This is a genomic window from Streptomyces achromogenes (assembly GCF_030816715.1).
Lineage (GTDB): Bacteria > Actinomycetota > Actinomycetes > Streptomycetales > Streptomycetaceae > Streptomyces > Streptomyces achromogenes_A.
In genome coordinates this window covers 3191792-3208670 of the sequence record NZ_JAUSYH010000001.1, presented here as the reverse complement: position 1 = coordinate 3208670, position 16879 = coordinate 3191792, and the positions used below count along the sequence as shown (strand labels likewise).

At 72.3% G+C, this 16879-nt stretch carries 12 protein-coding genes and 1 pseudogene; 1 reads left to right on the top strand and 12 read right to left on the bottom strand.

The genetic code is table 11. The annotated features are described in order from the left end of the window. Nucleotides 1-156: 156 nt before the first annotated feature. Nucleotides 157-1494 (bottom strand): PP2C family serine/threonine-protein phosphatase, encoded by a 1338-nt coding sequence (locus QF032_RS14395; protein ID WP_373430340.1) that lies wholly within the window; start codon nucleotides 1492-1494, stop codon nucleotides 157-159. Next, nucleotides 1495-3804, bottom strand: a complete 2310-nt coding sequence (locus QF032_RS14390; protein ID WP_444875849.1) for a tetratricopeptide repeat protein — start codon at nucleotides 3802-3804, stop codon at nucleotides 1495-1497. It lies immediately after the preceding gene. 10 nt (nucleotides 3805-3814) lie between these two features. On the opposite strand from QF032_RS14390, the gene QF032_RS40890 reads away from it, so the two are divergent. Continuing rightward, the gene (locus QF032_RS40890) at nucleotides 3815-4174 is read left to right on the top strand and encodes a hypothetical protein (protein ID WP_444875848.1); all 360 of its coding nucleotides are present in this window, start codon (nucleotides 3815-3817) and stop codon (nucleotides 4172-4174) included. A gap of 25 nt (nucleotides 4175-4199) precedes the next feature. On the opposite strand, the pseudogene QF032_RS14385 reads toward QF032_RS40890, so the two are convergent. The 10 genes and pseudogenes from QF032_RS14385 to QF032_RS14340 form a co-directional block, all read right to left on the bottom strand. Further along, nucleotides 4200-5538, bottom strand: a pseudogene (locus QF032_RS14385) (hypothetical protein). Nucleotides 5539-5693: 155 nt separating this feature from the next. After that, nucleotides 5694-6728 carry a glutamate ABC transporter substrate-binding protein gene (locus QF032_RS14380; protein ID WP_307043003.1) on the bottom strand — a complete coding sequence of 345 codons (1035 nt, stop codon included), beginning with the start codon at nucleotides 6726-6728 and terminating at the stop codon, nucleotides 5694-5696. 14 nt (nucleotides 6729-6742) lie between these two features. Then, on the bottom strand, nucleotides 6743-8137 hold the full coding sequence (locus tag QF032_RS14375) for a hypothetical protein (RefSeq protein WP_373430339.1): 1395 nt from the start codon (nucleotides 8135-8137) through the stop codon (nucleotides 6743-6745). Between the two features lie 382 nt (nucleotides 8138-8519). Continuing rightward, entirely contained in the window at nucleotides 8520-9491 is a 972-nt protein-coding gene (locus tag QF032_RS14370) for an N-acetylglucosamine kinase (protein ID WP_307056156.1), read from the bottom strand. Then, on the bottom strand, nucleotides 9482-10747 hold the full coding sequence (locus QF032_RS14365) for a 6-phospho-beta-glucosidase (protein ID WP_307056155.1): 1266 nt from the start codon (nucleotides 10745-10747) through the stop codon (nucleotides 9482-9484). The genes QF032_RS14370 and QF032_RS14365 overlap by 10 nt, the downstream gene beginning before the upstream one ends. An 89-nt stretch (nucleotides 10748-10836) precedes the next feature. Further along, entirely contained in the window at nucleotides 10837-11730 is an 894-nt protein-coding gene (locus tag QF032_RS14360) for a carbohydrate ABC transporter permease (protein WP_307056154.1), read from the bottom strand. A 4-nt stretch (nucleotides 11731-11734) separates the two neighbouring features. Then, nucleotides 11735-12679 (bottom strand): carbohydrate ABC transporter permease, encoded by a 945-nt coding sequence (locus QF032_RS14355; RefSeq protein WP_307042995.1) that lies wholly within the window; start codon nucleotides 12677-12679, stop codon nucleotides 11735-11737. A gap of 2 nt (nucleotides 12680-12681) precedes the next feature. Continuing rightward, complete coding sequence (locus tag QF032_RS14350) at nucleotides 12682-14031, bottom strand: ABC transporter substrate-binding protein (RefSeq protein ID WP_307056153.1); 1350 nt, start codon at nucleotides 14029-14031, stop codon at nucleotides 12682-12684. 111 nt (nucleotides 14032-14142) lie between these two features. Next, nucleotides 14143-15354, bottom strand: a complete 1212-nt coding sequence (locus QF032_RS14345) for an ROK family transcriptional regulator (protein WP_307042991.1) — start codon at nucleotides 15352-15354, stop codon at nucleotides 14143-14145. Nucleotides 15355-15569: 215 nt separating this feature from the next. Then, nucleotides 15570-16682, bottom strand: a complete 1113-nt coding sequence (locus QF032_RS14340; protein WP_307042989.1) for a mechanosensitive ion channel family protein — start codon at nucleotides 16680-16682, stop codon at nucleotides 15570-15572. Nucleotides 16683-16879: the final 197 nt, after the last annotated feature.

Sequence of the window (16879 nt, the reverse complement as noted above, 5' to 3'; positions counted from 1 at the left end):
CCCCACGTCGGTAGGGCGATGTCTGGACACGGACCGGTCCCCTCCGGTCCGCACGCGTGCTTCCCCGTCACTGCGATGACTGCCGTGCTCACCGTGAATCCCGGGGTTCGCGTGATGCCCGTGATTCCCGGGTTTCCCGTAGTTCGTTCTGCGGCCTCAGGCCGATCCTGCCCCCTGCGCGGGGGCGGGGAACGGCACGACGGCCACTGTTACGTTGTCGTGGCCCCCGCCGTCCAGGGCGTGGCCGACCAGGACGCGTGCGCTGTGCAGCGGCCGGGCCGAGGCGTCCGGCGGGACGACGCCCGCCATCTCCTCCGCCGCCTCCGCGTAGTTCCACAGGCCGTCGGTGCACACCACCACCACGCCGGGGCGGTCCGGCTTGAAGGAAGCGGTGTGCGGCTCCAGTTCGTAGGCGTCGGCGCCGAGCCAGCCGGTGATCGCGTGGGCGCGCTCGTCGGCGTAGGCCTCCGCCTCGTTCATCAGGCCCGCGGCGACCATCTGCGCGGCCCACGAGTCGTCCTCGGTGAGGCGGGCCGGCGGTGAACTGCGGTCCGCCGGGACCCAGTAGGCGCGGCTGTCGCCGACCCACCCGACGACCAGCAGCCCGGCGGTGACCACCGAGCCCACCAGGGTGCAGGCGGGGGCGTTCTGGTGCGGGGCGTGCTCGCGGGCCGTGGCGGGCTCCTCGGCCAGCGCGTTGACCGCGTGGGAGGCGGCGACGATCGCCTCGTGCATGGCCTGTTGGGGGTGCGTGCCCTGCGGCAGAGCGGCCAGCAGCGTCTCGCTCGCCGCCTTCGACGCGGCGAGGGAGGCGTCGTCCGGGCGGGTCGCGGAGGACACGCCGTCGCAGACGATCGCCACGAGCGCCGGCGAGCCGTCGGGCAGGGCGGTGCAGCCGAGGCCGAAGGCGTCCTCGTTGCGGTGGTGGCGCAGACCGCGGTCGCTGACGGCGGCGATCGGGCCCGACTCCAGTTCCATGTGGTCGCGTTCGCGCGGCTGGGCGTGGCCGCAGTTCTCGCAGTACCCGTCGTCGTCGACCCGGCCCGCGCGGCAGGCCACGCACACCTTCGCGCTCTCCGCCACGACGGCGGCCTCGGCCGCGACCCGCGGGTCCGGCGCCTGCAGGGCGTACTCGTCCGGCTCGGCGAGCCGGTCGAACCGGACACCGGAGACGTCGGACACCCCGGATCCGGCAGCAACACCGGAAACACCAGCCGCACCCGGGCCGCCGGAAACACCGGGGGCCGTGGGCGCCCCGGGAGGCGCCTCCCGGGCTCGTCGGTCGTCCCGGACGTCCCGGACCGCGCCACCGGTCTCGGCAGGAGCCGGCAGGGCCGAGCCGTTCATCGTCAGGGTCGGGTGGTCGTCCGGGCTCGGCGGTACGACGGACAGGTCGTATCCGCACGCACCGCAGAAACGGTCACCCGCGTCGAGCGGCTCCGCGCAGCTCGGACACGTCGGCAGGGCGGCCTGCCGGGGCATCTGCGACATCAACTACACCCACGTCCGGGGGCGGTAACGATTGGCACGTTCCACCAGGTCGACTCTCTCCTCACCGCCGGTCGCCAGCCGGGCCAGCGTGCGGTACGAGCGCTCCAGCCCGAAGCGCAGCCCCCGTTCGTCCAGTTGGCTGCCGAGCAGCACCCGGGCGGCCGGTCCCGCGCCCTGGCCACCGGAGAGTATCCAGTCGAGGGCGCAGCCGAGGACTTCGGCGGACAGCTGCTCGCGCCGCTTCGGGTCCAGACCGTAGGCGTCCAGCGCCTCGACCTGGGCCGCGGCGGCGGTGAGATCCTCCAGGAAGGGTACGTCGGAGGCGGCGGCGGTCCGCTGCCGGAGCCTCGCGCGCACGGCGGCGACCCGGGCCGCGGTGTAGTGGATGGAGGACTCGGGCACCGACTCCAGCGTCCGTACGGCGCCGCCGCGGTCGCCGGCCGCGAGCTGCACGCGGGCCAGGCCGAAGGCGGAGCTCACATAGCTCGGGTCGGTCGACCACACCAGCCGGTAGTACTCGGCGGCGTTGTCCAGCTGCCCCAGCACCTCCGCGCACAGGCCGAGGGCCAGCTTCGGCGTGGTCTCGCCGGGGAAGGCGTCGTAGATCGCGTCGAAGGCCAGCGCGGCGCCCTCGTGGTCGCCGGTGACCAGCGAGGCCATGCCCCGGTACCAGACCACCCGCCAGTCGTCGGACCGTTCGCCCTCCAGTTTCGACAGCGACATGAGGGCCGCCTGGTGGTCGCCGTTCTCCAGCCAGGCGCGGATCTGCCGCAGCCGGGTCTCGACCGACGGCGCCGGCGCGGCCGCGAGGGCCGTGATCAGTTCGGCCGGCGCGGACGCCAGCAGACCTGCGAGGAAACCCGCGTTGGGGTCGCTGGGGTCGACATGGGGAGCGGGCAGCGCGAGGGCCGCGGCGGGCGCGGGAACGGCCCGGACGAGACCGGGGGCGACCGGCGCGGCGGGAACGCCGGGCGCGGTCGCACCGCCGGCGCCCGGCCGTGCACCGCCGACCGCGACGGGGGACGTCGGGCCCGCGGCAGCCGGAGCGAGAGCGGGAGCGGCGCCGCCCGGCAGTGCGGACGGCGGACCTGCCGGCGTGCCGGGAGCGGCGGCGAGGGCGGCCGTGCGACCGGCGCCGCCGGCCGACGCCGTCGCGGACCGTGCGCCCCCGAACAGTTGCCGGGACGTGACGGCGACGCGCGCGCCCAGCCGCGACACCTCCCCGTCCAGTTTCGGGAACAGCTCGGTGTCCGTGACCTTGACCTCCGGGCCGAACAGCGTCGACAGCGCGGGCCGTGCCCGGCCGCTCTGCAGGGAGACGACCTCGCGCAGCACGCCCGTCAGCTGCTCCGCCATCTCCTGGGCGGAGGCGAACCTGCGGTCCGGGTCGGGGTCGGTGGCGCGGACCAGGAACCGGTAGAAGGACTCGTACTGCCGGAAGACCTCGATGTTGTCGGGGTCGGGCAGCGAATCCACGAAGACGGTCGTGTAGCCCTGGAAGTCGAAGGTCAGGACGGCGAGCGTGCGGCCCACCGTGTACAGGTCGGAGGCGACCGACGGGCCGACCTCGGCGACCTCGGGCGCCTGGTAGCCGATGGTGCCGTAGATGGCCGACTCGTCGTCGTCCATGCGTCTGACCGCGCCCATGTCGATCAGCTTGAGTTCGTCCTGGCTCTGGATCGCGTTGTCGACCTTGAAGTCGCAGTACAGCAGGTTGCGGCTGTGCAGATGACCGAGCGCCTCGAGCGCCTCGATGCCGTACGCGCAGGCCTGCTCGACGGGGAGCGGGTCCCGCTTGCCCTGCGGGGTGCGGCGGTCGTTGGCGATCTCCTTGAGGGACTTGCCGCCGATGTACTCCATGACGATGTAGCCGTCGAGGGAGCCGGTGCGCTGGTCGAGGTGTTCGACGAAGCTGTAGATCCGCACGATGCTGGCGTGCTCGATCTCGGCGAGGAAGCGCCGCTCGGAGATGGCCGCGGCCATCGCGTCCTGGTCGCCGGTGTCCAGGAGGCCCTTCAGGACGACCCACCGGTCGCCCACCGGGCGGTCGATGGCCAGGTAGATCCAGCCGAGCCCGCCGTGCGCGAGGCAGCCCACGACCTCGTACTGGCCGTGCACGACGTCGCCGGCCTTCAGCTTCGGCGCGAAGGAGTACGGGTGGCCGCACTTGGTGCAGAAACCCTCCGTGCGACCCTCCCGCTCGCCGCGCGAACGGCCCACCGGGGCACCGCAGTCGGAGCGCGAGCAGAACCGCTTGCGCTCGGGCACCTCGGGGTTGTCCAGCACCATCGAGCGCGGGTCCGGCTTCGGCACCTGCGGCACCATGACCAGTCCGGCGCCCAGCCGGGCCCGCCCGGAGGAGCTCGACGTCGAGCCGGAGCTGCGCACCGACACCGACCGGCCCGTCGACGTGCCCGAGAGCGAGCGCGACAGCCGCCCGGACACCGAGCGGCGGGACTTCGCCGACTGCGACGTCGTACGCGCGCTGCGCGCACTGCTACGTGAACTGGCGCTGCCCGACGAGCCCTTGCCGCCGCCGGTCACCCCGGTCGGCGGCGAGCCCACCAGGCCTTCGCCGGAGGCGGGACCCCCGGCCGACACGACGGGGGCCAGACCGCAGGTGTCGCAGTACAGCTCGCCGCCGCCCACGTCCTCGTACGACCCCTCGCAGCCCGGCCGCTGACACGCCTGCCCTGCCTGACTCATGGCTACTGCTCCCCCCTGTGGTCCTGAGGCCCGCCCTGCTCCGGCACGCGTGGCGCGCTGAGCAGTTCGGCGGCCGCCTGCTGGAAGCGCAGGACGGCCTGTTCGGCGACGCGCAGATCGCAGGGTGCGCTCCACAGCATGCGGCGCGCCGCGTCGTAGCGCTCGATGAGGAACGGGTCCTCGGCGAGCCCGTGACGGGCGACCTTCGCCTTGTACGCGTCGAGGCGGCCGCGCAGCTCCGCGCGGACCGCCAGCGGCTGGGTGACCGCGCCCAACGACTCGCGGGCGCGCAGCAGTTCGTCCTCCGCCTTCTGCTCCAGGGACTCCAGGAGCGGGGACAGGCGGTGCCACTGGGCGTGCCGGCGGTACTCGGCGGCCGTCGCGAGCTGCTCCTGCAACGCGGTCGGCGGGCCGCTGACCACCGGCACCTCGGTGGCGGCGATCTTCGCCAGCACCTCGCCGCGTGCGGCGCGCGGCCTCGGCGAGGGTGCGGTCGGCGCGGCTGAGGACGTCCCGCAGCCGTACCAGCCGCTGCTCGGCGTCCTGCCGGACCGTCAGGACCGCGTCGATCTCCCGGCGCACGTCGTCCAGGGCGCGTGCCTCGCGGTCGTACACCGTGGTGTCGGGACGGCCGCCGCCGGGCGCCGAACTGCCCTGCGCCGGCGTCCAGTAGGCGAGCGGGTCCGACACCACCCGCTCGCGCAGGTCGGTCAGCGTGCGGGTGATGCGTTCCAGGTCGTCGCCCGCCGGGTGTTCGCCCGGGCGGACGCCTACGGAGTGCGCCAGTCGGCGGGTGCGCTGGAGCTCCGCGGCCAGGAGGTCTATCCGGGCGGGCAGCGCCGACCACACCGCGTCGGCGGCCACGACCATGTCCAGCGACGACGCGTACAGCTCGTTCATCCGGTCGACGAGCGTCGTCAGGGAGAAGCTCTGGCTGAGCCTGCCCGTGCCGTGCAGCGTGGGCGCGTTGGCCGTCGCGGCCGTGGGACCCGCGAGCGATCCGGCGACGGTGACGGACTCGCCGCGCAGCAGTTCCGTCAGCTCCGCCAGGTCCTCGCGGCTGGACCAGCGGCGGCGTGAGCGGATCTCGCGGGCGCCGCGCAGGGCGGCCGTGTACGCGTCGAAGTAGGCCCACAGCAGGGTGATCGACGTCTCCGCGGACGCCCAGCGCTCCTTGGTGACGCCGGTGAGCTCGGCGCCCTCGAGGAGCCTGCGGCCCGCGTGGTCCTGCAGGGCGAGGAGCGAGGTCTCGATCGCCTCGTGTTCCGCGCCGAGCCGCGCCAGCGCACGGTCGACCTCGTCCCGGTCCATGACCGGCCCGGGGGGTCCCGTGACGCCCATCGATCACCTCTCGCTGCTGTGTCGGTCCGCTGCTCTGTCCGTTGCCTGCCCTGCCCCGCCTGTCCCGCCCCGCCTGTCCTGCCCCGTCCGTCCCCGCCCGTCCTCCTCGGCCGTCCGCCGGCGGTGGCTCCGGCGTGCCGCCCGGTGGTGGTCCCTCAGCTCGTGCGCAGGTACTGCGGCGGTGCGGGCGGCCTCGACGTGGCCGCGTCACCGCCCAGTGTGGCCGACAGCCACTTGTCGTACGACGCCTGCCAGCCGTTCGCGCTGTACGCCACCAGGATCTGGTTGACCCGGCGTACCAGATCGCTCGCGTCGCTCTTCATCGCCACGCCGTAGTACTCGGTCGTGAACGGGGCCCCCTTGAGCTCCACCGTCGGGTCCTGCGCGGCCTGACTGGCCGCGAGCGCACCGTCGGTGACCACCGCGTCGGCCTCGCCGAGCTGCAACCGCACCAGACAGTCGAGCTGATTGGGGACGGTGGCGATGGTGGCGCCGGCCGCGAGCTTGCCGGCCTTCTGGTCGTCCGCCAGCCTGGTGTAGGCCGTCGAACCGGCCGCCGCGCAGATCTTCTTCTTCGCCAGCGTCGCGTCGTAGCCGTCCACGGACGAGGACTTGGGGGCGAGGACCTGCTGGCCGGTCTTGAAGTACGGCGCGGAGAACGCGACGTCGCCGAGCCGGGCGCAGGAGATCGTCATGGTGCGCACGACCATGTCGACCCGGCCCTCCTGGATGGCCGGGACGCGCTGGTTGGTCGGGATGGCCTTGAACTGGACCGCCTTCGGGTCGCCGAGGATGTCCTGCGCGATCCGGTGGACCAGGTCGATGTCGAAGCCCTCGAGTTCCGCGACGGAGTTGTTGGGATCGCGGTAACCCCAGCGGTAGCTGTTCTGGTCGACGCCGACGATCAGCTTGCGCTTCTCGCCCTGCCGGGCCTTGATCGCGGCGATCGTCGTGCCGTCCGCGCTCGAGGGCGCCAGCGTCTGCTTCTCCGGGTCCGTGCAGGTCGCGTCGGCCGCCGGGGTGCCCGAGGCGACGCCCCGTCCGCCCCGGCCGGCTCCCGCGCCGGCGGCCGGTCCAGAGCCGGTCCACGGCAGCAGCAGCACCAGGGCCAGCGCGAGGGCGCACAGGCCTGCCATCGCGCCGACTCCGCCCCAGCCCCTCAGACCCGCCCGCACACGTCGCACACGCATCGTCACGCCCCCCATCACCGGTACTCCGACAGCCTGCGGCCGATGCCGAGGACCGCGCCCGCCGCGCCCAGCACGGCGAGCACGGCGGCACCGATCGGCAGCCCCGTCATCGCGTTCAGACCGCCGCTCGCCGCCTTCCGGAACTCGTCCCGCTCGTGCCCCAGTGCCGTGGCGAGATTGTCGTCGACGCTGTCGAAGCACGCGCCGGTCGCGTTCTTCCCGCCGATCACGAGGGCCAGGGCCTGTTCGTAGTTGCCGTTGTCGTCCTGCGCGCGGGCCGCGGTGTGGCGCTCCTTCCACTCCGCCATGTTGCTCTCGGCCGACGCGACCGGCTTCTCGCCGGCCTCGTCGTCGGCGAGCTTCGCCGCCTGGGCGAGGCCCTTGCCGAGGTCGTTCATGTCGGTGGTGAAGTCGTGGTCGTACTTGTCGAGCGTCACGTCCTTGCCGTCGGCGGTCACCTTCACCGTCTCGGCGCCGCGCGCCACCAGGGTCAGGTTCTCGTTCCCCCGCGCCTTGAGGGAGGCGATCCGCGCGTCGTGCAGCACGTTCAGGGAGCGGACGCCGTGGTCGTAGGAGTCGTCGAGCCCGGCGCGGGCCACACTGTGACCGACCACCAGCCACAGCAGGACGACCGTCGTGGTGGCCGTCGCTGCGACCAGGCCGTGGTTCAGGACCCGGTTCGTACGGCGGTAGTTGCGGTGCTGCGCCCAGGCCAGGCCCGCCAGCGCGACCACGCCGAGCGCGATCGCCGCCCACGGGTAGGGGGTGGCGTCGCCGTAGTCGTCCTGGAGCCGCCGGTTCTCGCTGTCGTAGAGCTCCTGGGCCGCCGGGAGCATCTCGTCCTGCATCTTCTGGTTGGCGTAGCGCAGGTAGGCGCCGCCCACCGGGAAGCCCTGCCGGTTGTACGTCCGCGCCCGCTCCACCAGGCCCTTGTACTCGGGCAGCATCGTGTTCAGCTTGACGATGTACTCCGTGGAGGCGGAGTCGGCGTCGGCGCTGTTGGCGGCGTGGACGAGCTTCTCGGCCGCGTTGTCGATGTTGTCCTCATAGCGCTGCCGGGACGTCGCCGTCTCCTGGCCGCCCGCCAGGAAGCCGTCGGAGGCGGCCGTGTTGGCGCCGGCCAGCGAACGGTAGATGTCGGCCGCGTCCGAGCTCAGCGGCTGGCTCTTGTGCAGCACGTCGTCGGCGGCGGCCGCGCGGTCGGTGGTCTGCCACGCCGTCACCGCGCCGAAGGCGAGGACGAGCAGGGCGAGGACGGCGCCGATGACACGCAGCCGCCCGGGCTCGGTGGTCGCCGCGGCACGGGCCCGGTCGACGCCCTCGGCGAACGCCGTCCGGCGCGGGCCGGAAGGCGTCGGCACCGGCGCCTTGACCGGCTGTGGTGCCGTGCTGGTTGCCGGATCTGCCACTGTTCGACCTCCCCCATGGTCATCTCCCGCCGGTCAGTATCCCTGGCGGGAGCGGTACTGCACACCGGCCTTCACTGGATCTTGATCAGATCGCAGTCACCCCTGCCCATGAATACGCCTGGGGCGGGTGTTCGGTTCCTTCCCGGGGGCGTGCGTCGGTTTCGGTGCGCGGGGCGTCGTGGCTGGTCGCGCGCCCGGCGCCCGCGGCAGAGCCGCGAGCCCGGCGACACGGCCCGCGCCCCCGGCGGGGGAGGCTCGGCCTTCGCGTGGCGGGGGTGCCCGACTCCGCAGGGCGAGGGCGAGGGCGACGCGGCCTGCCGAGGACGGGGGCGACGCGGCCTGCCGAAGGCGGGGGCGACGCATTCTGCCGAGGGCGGAGAGCTCACCCTTCGAAGAAGGCGCGTGTTCGGTCCTGCGCCGCCACCTCCGCTCCCGTCCGGTCCAGGCCCAGCAGCGCCGCCCCCAGCACGGGCCGCGCCCGCACCACGTGCGCGACCGCCTTCGGGGCCCGCGCGGCGAGGAGCTCCCGGACCCGGTCGTCCAACTGCCGGTGTCCCGCGGTCAGGACGCCGCCGCCCAGCAGCACCGGCGTCTCCTCCTCCAGCAGCTCCAGACGGGACAGGGCCACCGCCGCCATCGTCACCACCTCCTGGGCCAGCCGGTCGACGATCGTGCGCGCCACCGGATCGCCCTCCGCGGCCGTCGCGAAGAGGACGGGGGTCAGCTCGTGGCGGCGGGACGGCGGGACGCGTTCCAGGTGCAGGGCCTCGATCAGCGCGTACATGGACGGGAGCCCGAAGTGGGCCGGGAGCGCACGCGCCAGGTCCGTCGGTCCGCCCCTGCCGTCCGCCGCCCGCGCCGCGTGCCAGAGGGCCTCCTCGGCCAGGCCCCAGCCGCCGCCCCAGTCGCCGGACACGCGGCCCAGGGCCGGGAAACGGGCGGTGCGGCCGTCGGGGCGCATGCCCACGCAGTTGATGCCGGCGCCGCAGACCACGGCCACGCCCCGGGGCTCGGCCACGCCCGCCCGCAGGATCGCGAACGTGTCGTTGCGGACGTCCACCGACGCGCCCCACGCGCGCGTGTGCAACGCCGCCGCCAGTCGCTCCTCCTCCACGGGCAGGTCCGCGTTGGCCAGACAGGCCGAGACGTGCGACGCCGCCGTCACCCCGGCCGCCCCGTACGCGCGCGTGACGGTGTCACCGAGGGCGTCCATCGCCGCCGTCACGCCCACCGCGGGAGGACGGAAGCCTTCGCCGCGGGCCGTGGCGAGGACCTCCCCGTCGGCCGCGACCACCGCGACGTCCGTCTTGCTGTTGCCCGCGTCGATCGCGAGGACGCTTGCCGTCAGGCCCACGCGAGGTGCTCCCGGTTGTGTGCGATCAGCCGGTCGGTCAACTGCTCGGCGTACGCGAACTGGCCGATCAGGGGGTGGGCGAGGAGCGCCTTGAACACCCGGTCGCGACCGCCGTGCAGGGCGGCCCGCAGGGCCAGGTCCTCGTAGGCCGTCACCTGGGCCGTCAGACCCGCGCAGAGCGGATCGAGCGGCGTCACCGGGAGTGGGGTCGGTCCCTTCCGGCTCACGGCCGCCTGGACCTCGATCACCGCGTCGTCCGGGAGGAAGGGCAGTGTGCCGTCGTTGCGGGTGTTCACCACCTGGTAGGGGCTGCCCGTGCCGGTCAGCAGCGCCGCGGCCAGGTCCACCGCGGCCTCCGAGTAGTAGGCGCCGCCACGCTTCGCGAGCAGCTCCGGCTTCTCGTCCAGCGCGGGATCGGCGTACAGCGACAGCAGCCGGCGTTCCATCTCCGCCACTTCGGACGCCCGCGAGGGCTTGGCGCGCAGTTCGCGGACGACCTCGTCGTGCGCGTAGAAGTAACGCAGGTAGTAGGACGGGACCAGCCCGAGACGGTCCAGGAGCGGGCGGGGCAGCCGCAGGTCGGCGGCGATCGTGTCGCCGTGGCCGGCCAGCAGGCGGGGCAGGACATCCTCGCCCTCGGGGCCGTGCAGCCGTACCCCGGTCTCCCAGGTGAGGTGGTTGAGGCCCACGTGGTCCAGGTGGACGTCCGCGGGGGCTACGCCGAGCAGCGCGGCGAACTTGCGTTGGAGGCCGATCGCCACGTTGCACAGGCCGACGGCCTTGTGGCCGGCCTGGAGCAGCGCGCGGGTGACGATGCCGACCGGGTTGGTGAAGTCGATGATCCAGGCGTCCGGGTTGGTCCGGCGCACCCGCTCGGCGACGTCCAGGACCACCGGGACCGTGCGCAGCGCCTTCGCCAGGCCGCCCGCGCCGGTCGTCTCCTGTCCGACGCAGCCGCACTCCAGGGGCCAGGTCTCGTCCTGCTCGCGGGCCGCCTGGCCGCCGACGCGGAGCTGGAGCAGCACGGCGTCGGCGCCCTCGACGGCCCGGTCGAGGTCGTTCGTCGTCACGATCGTGCCGGGGTGGCCCTGGCGGGCGAGGATGCGCCGCGCCAACCCGCCCACCAGCTCCAGGCGTTCTTCCGACGGGTCGACGAGGACCAGTTCCTCGACGGGCAGCGTGTCGCGCAACCGGGCGAAGCCGTCGATGAGTTCGGGGGTGTAGGTCGAGCCGCCGCCGACCACGGTGAGTCTCACTGGGAGTTGCCTCGCTTCGCTGTGCCGGGGTCGGAGATCATCGGCCGGGGGTACGGGGGTTGTCCCGTGGGAAGACATCGCATGCCTTGTCAACCCTTCACTCCGGTGAGGGTGACGCCTTCGACGAACGCCTTCTGGGCGAAGAAGAACACGAGGATCACGGGGGCCATGACCAGCACGGTGGCCGCCATGGTGAGGTTCCAGTCGGTGTGGTGCGCGCCCTTGAAGGACTCCAGGGCGTAGGAGAGGGTCCACGCGTCCGGGTTCTCCGAGGCGTAGATCTGCGGGCCGAAGTAGTCGTTCCAGGCGGTGAAGAACTGGAAGAGGGCCACGGCGGCGATGCCGGGCTTCGCCATCGGCAGGACGACCTTCAGCAGGGTGCGAAGGTCGCCGCAGCCGTCCACCTTCGCCGCGTCCAGGTACTCGCCGGGGATGGTCAGCAGGAACTGTCGCAGCAGGAAGATCGAGAAGGCGTCGCCGAACGCCAGCGGGACGATCAACGGCCACAGGGTGCCGGACAGGTCCAGCTGCTTGGCCCAGAACAGGTACATCGGGATGACGACCACCTGCGGGGGCAGCATCATCATCGAGATCACCAGCATGAGCGTCAGGTTGCGGCCCCGGAAGCGGAACTTGGCCAGCGCGTACGCGACCGGGAGCGACGACACCACGGTGAGGACGGTGCCGAGGCCGGCGTAGACCAGGGTGTTCCGCCACCAGGTGAGGAAGCCCGGGGTATCGAAGACCTTCCGGTAGTTGGCCCATTCCCAGGTGTGCGGGATCAGGTCCCGGCTGAGCGCCTGCGAGTCGCTCATCAGGGAGGTCAGGAACACGAACACGAAGGGGAGGGTGAAGAAGAGGGCGGCGGCCACGCCGAGGGAGTGCACCGCGATCCATTCCAGCAGCGCCCTGCGGCGGGCGGCGCGCTCGGCGGGCGTGGCGCGTGCCGTCAACTCCGCCGGACGGTCGAGTACTTGCGTCATGGGGTCAGTCACCTGCCTGGATGAGCCCGCCCCGGCGCCGCATCAGCAGCGCGGTGAACGCCATCGACAGGGCGAACAGGACCAGGGCCACGACGCACGCCGAGCCGTAGTCGAAGCGCTGGAAGCCGAGGTTGTAGACGAGCTGGGGGAGAGTGAGGGTGGAGTGCTCCGGGTAGCCGGGCTCGAACATGGTGCCCGCGCCCTGGATCACGCCCGAGGCGACCTTTCCGGCGACCAGGGGCTGGGTGTAGCACTGCATCGCCGCGATCACGCCGGTGACGACCGCGAACATGATGATCGGCGAGATGTTGGGGAGGGTGACGAACCGGAACCGCTGCCACGCCGAGGCGCCGTCCAGTTCGGCCGCTTCGTACTGCTCCTTCGGCACGTCGAGCAGCGCGGCCATGAAGATGACCATCAGGTCGCCGACCCCCCACAGGAACATCAGGGTGAGGGCGGGCTTGGACCAGTCCGGGTCGTTGAACCAGCCCGGAGCCGGGATGCCGACGCTCTCCAGCAGTGAGTTGACGGGTCCGGTGCCGGGGTTGAGCAGGAACGCGAAGGCCATGGTCGCCGCCACCGGCGGGGCGAGGTAGGGCAGGTAGAACAGCGTGCGGAAGACGCCGGTAGCGGTCTTGATCTTCGTGATCAGCATGCCGATCCCGAGTCCGAACAGCACGCGCAGGGTCACCATGATCACGACCAGCCACAGGGTGTTGCGCAGCGCCGGCCAGAAGAAGGGGTAGTGCGCGAAGACGTACGTCCAGTTCTTCGTGCCGCTCCAGGTCGGCGGCCGGAAGCCGTCGTAGTGCATGAACGAGAAGTAGACGGTCGAGATCATCGGGTACGCGAAGAAGACCGCGAAGCCGATCAGCCAGGGCGAGAGGAAGGCGAGGGTGCGCAGGGCCGAGCGCCGGTGCTTCGCCCTCAGCGTGTGGGTCGTCGCCATCGCTACTTCGCCTGCGCGATGTCCGTGTCGATCTGTGCGGCGGCCTTCTTCAGCCCGGCCGCCAGGTCGGTGACCTTGCCGCTCTCGTAGTCGTAGCCGAGTTGCTGGACGGTCGTCAGGTAGACGCCGCCGTTGACCGAGGCCGGGGCGGTGGTGGAGTTCGGGTTCGCGGCGATGTCCAGGAACGTCTTGAACCGCGGGTCGTACTTCAGGTCGGGGGACTTCAGGGCGGCCAGGGTGGAGGGCACGTTGTGGATGGCGTTGGAGAAGGCGACGACCGCGTCGGTGTCGGTGGTCATGTACTTCACCAGCTCCCAGGCCGCGTTCTGCTTCCTGCTGGTGGCGGCGATGCTGGCGATGGTTCCGGTGATGTAGCCCCTGCCGTACCGGTCCGCCTGGTCGTCCGGGACGGGCAGCGGGGCGACGCCGATCTCGAAGGCCGGCTCGGCCTCCAGCGCCATGCCCAGGCGCCACTCGCCGTCCAGCTGCATGGCCACCTGGCCGGTGTGGAAGGGGTGCTTGGGGCCCCACTCGTCGCCGAGTCCGGCGCGGAAGGTCTCCAGCTTCCTGAACCCGCCGAGCTCGTCGACCAGCTTCTTCTGGGTGGTGAAGGCCGCCGCTACGGCCGGGTCGGTGGCGATGGTCGACTTGCCGGACGCGTCGAAGTAGGTCGGGCCGAACTGGCCCATGTAGTGCTCGGTGGTCGTCTCCCAGCCGTGGTAGTCCGGCATGAAGCCGAGCTGCTTGTACGTGGCGCCCTGGGTGATCGTCAGCTTCTTGGCGTCGGCCTCGAACTCGGACCAGGTCTTCGGGGGAGCGGTGATGCCGGCCTTCTCGAACGCCGTCCGGTTGTAGTAGAGGCCGTAGGCGTCGCCCAGCAGCGGGACGGCGCAACGGTCGCCCTCGAACTGGGTGTACTGGTTCATCGCCTTCGGGAACGTCGTCTGCGGGTCGATGTTCGCCTTCTCGAAGAAGGGGTTGAGGTCGACCAGGGCGCCCGACGAGCAGAACGTGCCGACGTTGTTGGTGGTGAAGGACGAGATCACGTCGGGCGCTGTGCTGCCGCCGGCCCGCAGCGCCTGGTCGATCTTGTCGTCGGTCATGTTGCCGACGACCTTCACGTGGATGTTCGGGTGCGTCTTCTCGAACCCGGCGACCAGCGCCTGCACGGCCTTCACCTCGCTCGGCGCGCTCCAGGCGTGCCAGAAGGTCAGGGTCGTCTCCTTCGACGCGTCGTCGCTCGCGTCGGTGGCGGACTGGCCGGTACAGGCGGTCGTGCTCAGCAGCAGGGCGGTCGAAGCGGTCAGGGCGAAAGCCGCTTTTCGGACGACCTCGGGTATGCGTGTGGGCATGGCGGAGCCTTCCAGGGACAGGACGGGGCAGGACGGGGTGAGGTGCGGTGAGGACGCGGGACAGGGGTCTGCCGCGTCAGGTGCGGGTGCGGTGCGGGTTGCGGGTGTGGCTCAGCGCGAGGTGTCGAAGACCTCGTCGCGGGTGGCGGCCAGCGCGCTCTCCAGCGCGCCGCGCAGCACGGGCTGTTCGGTGACGTCGCCCATGACCAGCTTCGGCCGGGACGCGGCCAGCTCCTCCAGCTCGTCCTGGACGAGGGCGCGCAACACCTCGCCGCCGGCCGTCAGGGAGGCGCCGCTGAGGACGACGAGTTCGGGGTCGAGCACGGAGACCAGCGAGGCGAGACCGGTCGCGAGCCGGGTCGCGTAGGTCTGCAGCAGCAGCCGGTGCAGGGCGGTGTCCTCGGCGGCGGCCCGCCGCACGAGCGCGGCGGCGACCTCGGCGTACGGCCCCTCGGGGACGTCGTCGATGCCGAGCTCCCGGGCCAGCCGGGGAACGGCCTGCGAGCCCGCGAGCTCCTGGTAGCCGCCGCTGTTGGCCTTGGTCACCTGACGGACCAGGGGCGCGCCCGGAACCGGCAGGAAACCGACCTCGCCCGCGCCGCCGGTCCAGCCGCGGTGCAGCCGCCCGCCGAGGACCAGGGCGGCGCCGAGGCCGCCCTCGTTCCACAGCAGGACGAAGTCCTCGTGCCCGCGCGCCGCGCCGAGCCGCTGTTCGGCGACGGCGGCGAGGTTGACGTCGTTCTCGTACTCGACCGGCATCGGCAGGGCTGCGGCGAGGTCGTCGAGCAGCGCGGGGGAGTGCCAGCCGGGCAGGTGGGAGGCGTAGCGCAGGCGACCGGTGGTGGGGTCGAAGGCGCCGGGGGTGGCGACGACGAGCCGGCGCACGTCGTCCCGGGTGAGACCGGCGGCCTTGACGGCGCCGTCGAGGGCGTCGGTGACCTGCCGTACGACGGCTTGGGCGGTGTTCCTGCCGGGTGTGGGCACCTCGTGCGCGCCCACGGTCCGGCCGGTGACGTCGGCGACCGAGGCGAGGACGCGTTCGGGGGTGACGTCGAGCCCCGCGGCGTACCCGGCGGCCGGGTTGACCGCGTAGAGCTGGGCGTTGGGGCCGGGCCGCCCGGCGGTGGTGCCGGTCGCGAGGACCAGCCCCGCCGCCTCCAGGCGGGCCAGGAGCTGTGAGGCGGTGGGTTTGGACAGGCCGGTGAGCTTGCCGATGCGGGTGCGCGACAGCGGGCCGTGCGCCAACAGGAGGTCGAGCGCGGCGCGGTCGTTCATGGCGCGCAGGACGCGCGGGGTGCCCGGCGTGCCGGCGGTTCCTGCCATGGGATCGACACCTGCCTCTCTGAACTGCCCAGCTTCTCAAGTCCGCCGGACGCACGTCCACATCCGGTCACTGTTAGGAAAGTTTCCTATCGACTGGCAGGAACGTAGACCCGCCGAGAAGGGGACGTCAAGGGCCGAAACGGCAAACGCTCCCGGGGCGACGGAGTCGTTACCCGGGAGCGTCCTGCCTGGAAGGAAGGTGCCGAAGCGTTCCGCTACGTCGGCGACGGGGTGGTCGTCCCCGCGCGGGGCTGGGCGATCGGCGTCGCCGCCGCCGACTGCGGGGAGTCCGCGTTGGCCAACGCGGAGGGGGCCGCGACCGCCGCCGACGGGTCCGCCGGATCCTCCGTCGCGGGGGCGGTCGCGCCGCCCACGATGCGGATGTCGGCCGCGTCGAAGGCGCGCTTGACCCGCCAGCGCAGCTCCCGCTCGACCGCCAGGGACTTGCCCGGCATCGTCTTCGCGGAGACCCGGACCACCATCGAGTCGAGCAGGACGCTGTCCAGGCCGAGGACCTCGATCGGGCTCCACAGGAGCTCGTTCCAGGGCTCTTCCTTGCTCATCTTCTCGGCGACCTCGTCCAGGGTGGCCTTCACCCGGTCGAGGTCCTCGGACGCCTTGACGGTCACGTCGACGCCGGCCGTCGCCCAGCCCTGGGAGAGGTTGCCGATCCGTTTGACCTCGCCGTTGCGGACGTACCAGATCTCCCCGTTGTCGCCGCGCAGCTTGGTCACCCGCAGGCCCACCTCGATGACCTCGCCGGAGGCCACGCCCGCGTCGATCTGGTCGCCGACGCCGTACTGGTCCTCGAGGATCATGAACACGCCGGAGAGGAAGTCGGTGACCAGGTTGCGTGCGCCGAACCCGATCGCGACACCCGCGACACCGGCCGAGGCCAGCAGCGGGGCCAGGTTGATCTCGAAGGTGCCCAGCACCATCAGCGCGGCCGTGCCCAGGATCAGGAAGCTCGCCACCGAGCGCAGCACCGAGCCGATCGCCTGCGAGCGCTGACGCCGCCGCTCGTTGTTGACCAGCAGCCCGCCCAGCGCCGTGCCGTCGACCGTGGCGACGGTGCGGTTCATCCGGTCGATCAGCTTGGTGATCGCCCGCTGCACCACCACTCTCAGCACCACCGCGATCACCAGGATCAGCAGCACCCGCAGACCGATCGCCAGCCACGTCGACCAGTTCTGCTCGACCCAGCTGGCCGCGTTCGTCGCGCTCTCCTGGGCGTCCTGGAGTGACGGGACCGTCACCGCGGACGGCGACTCCGAGGGAGTCGGCGACGGCGACGCGTCGGCGGCCAGCAGGACGGCGGGCAAGGACACGGCAGGTACCTCCAGGCGCTGCACTGCTCCGTCCGGCGCGGCGGTCGAGGGCGACGCGCCCGGCCAGGTCACGGAAAGGTCACCGGACGGACAGAACCACCACACTAACGGGGCATCGTGCGTGGTTCTGCGCGATCGGTGAAGGAGAGACGGTCCTCACCCGTGCTTGAACAGGCCACGATCCTGGGGAGACAACA

Excerpts from the sequence above, each read along its gene's own strand:
- QF032_RS40890 (WP_444875848.1), top strand. The coding sequence starts at position 3,815 with ATGACCAGTCCGGCGCCCAGCCGGGCCCGCCCGGAGGAGCTCGACGTC.
- QF032_RS14380 (WP_307043003.1), bottom strand. The coding sequence starts at position 6,728 with ATGCGTGTGCGACGTGTGCGGGCGGGTCTGAGGGGCTGGGGCGGAGTC.
- QF032_RS14360 (WP_307056154.1), bottom strand. The coding sequence starts at position 11,730 with ATGACGCAAGTACTCGACCGTCCGGCGGAGTTGACGGCACGCGCCACG.
- QF032_RS14355 (WP_307042995.1), bottom strand. The coding sequence starts at position 12,679 with ATGGCGACGACCCACACGCTGAGGGCGAAGCACCGGCGCTCGGCCCTG.
- QF032_RS14350 (WP_307056153.1), bottom strand. The coding sequence starts at position 14,031 with ATGCCCACACGCATACCCGAGGTCGTCCGAAAAGCGGCTTTCGCCCTG.
- QF032_RS14345 (WP_307042991.1), bottom strand. The coding sequence starts at position 15,354 with ATGGCAGGAACCGCCGGCACGCCGGGCACCCCGCGCGTCCTGCGCGCC.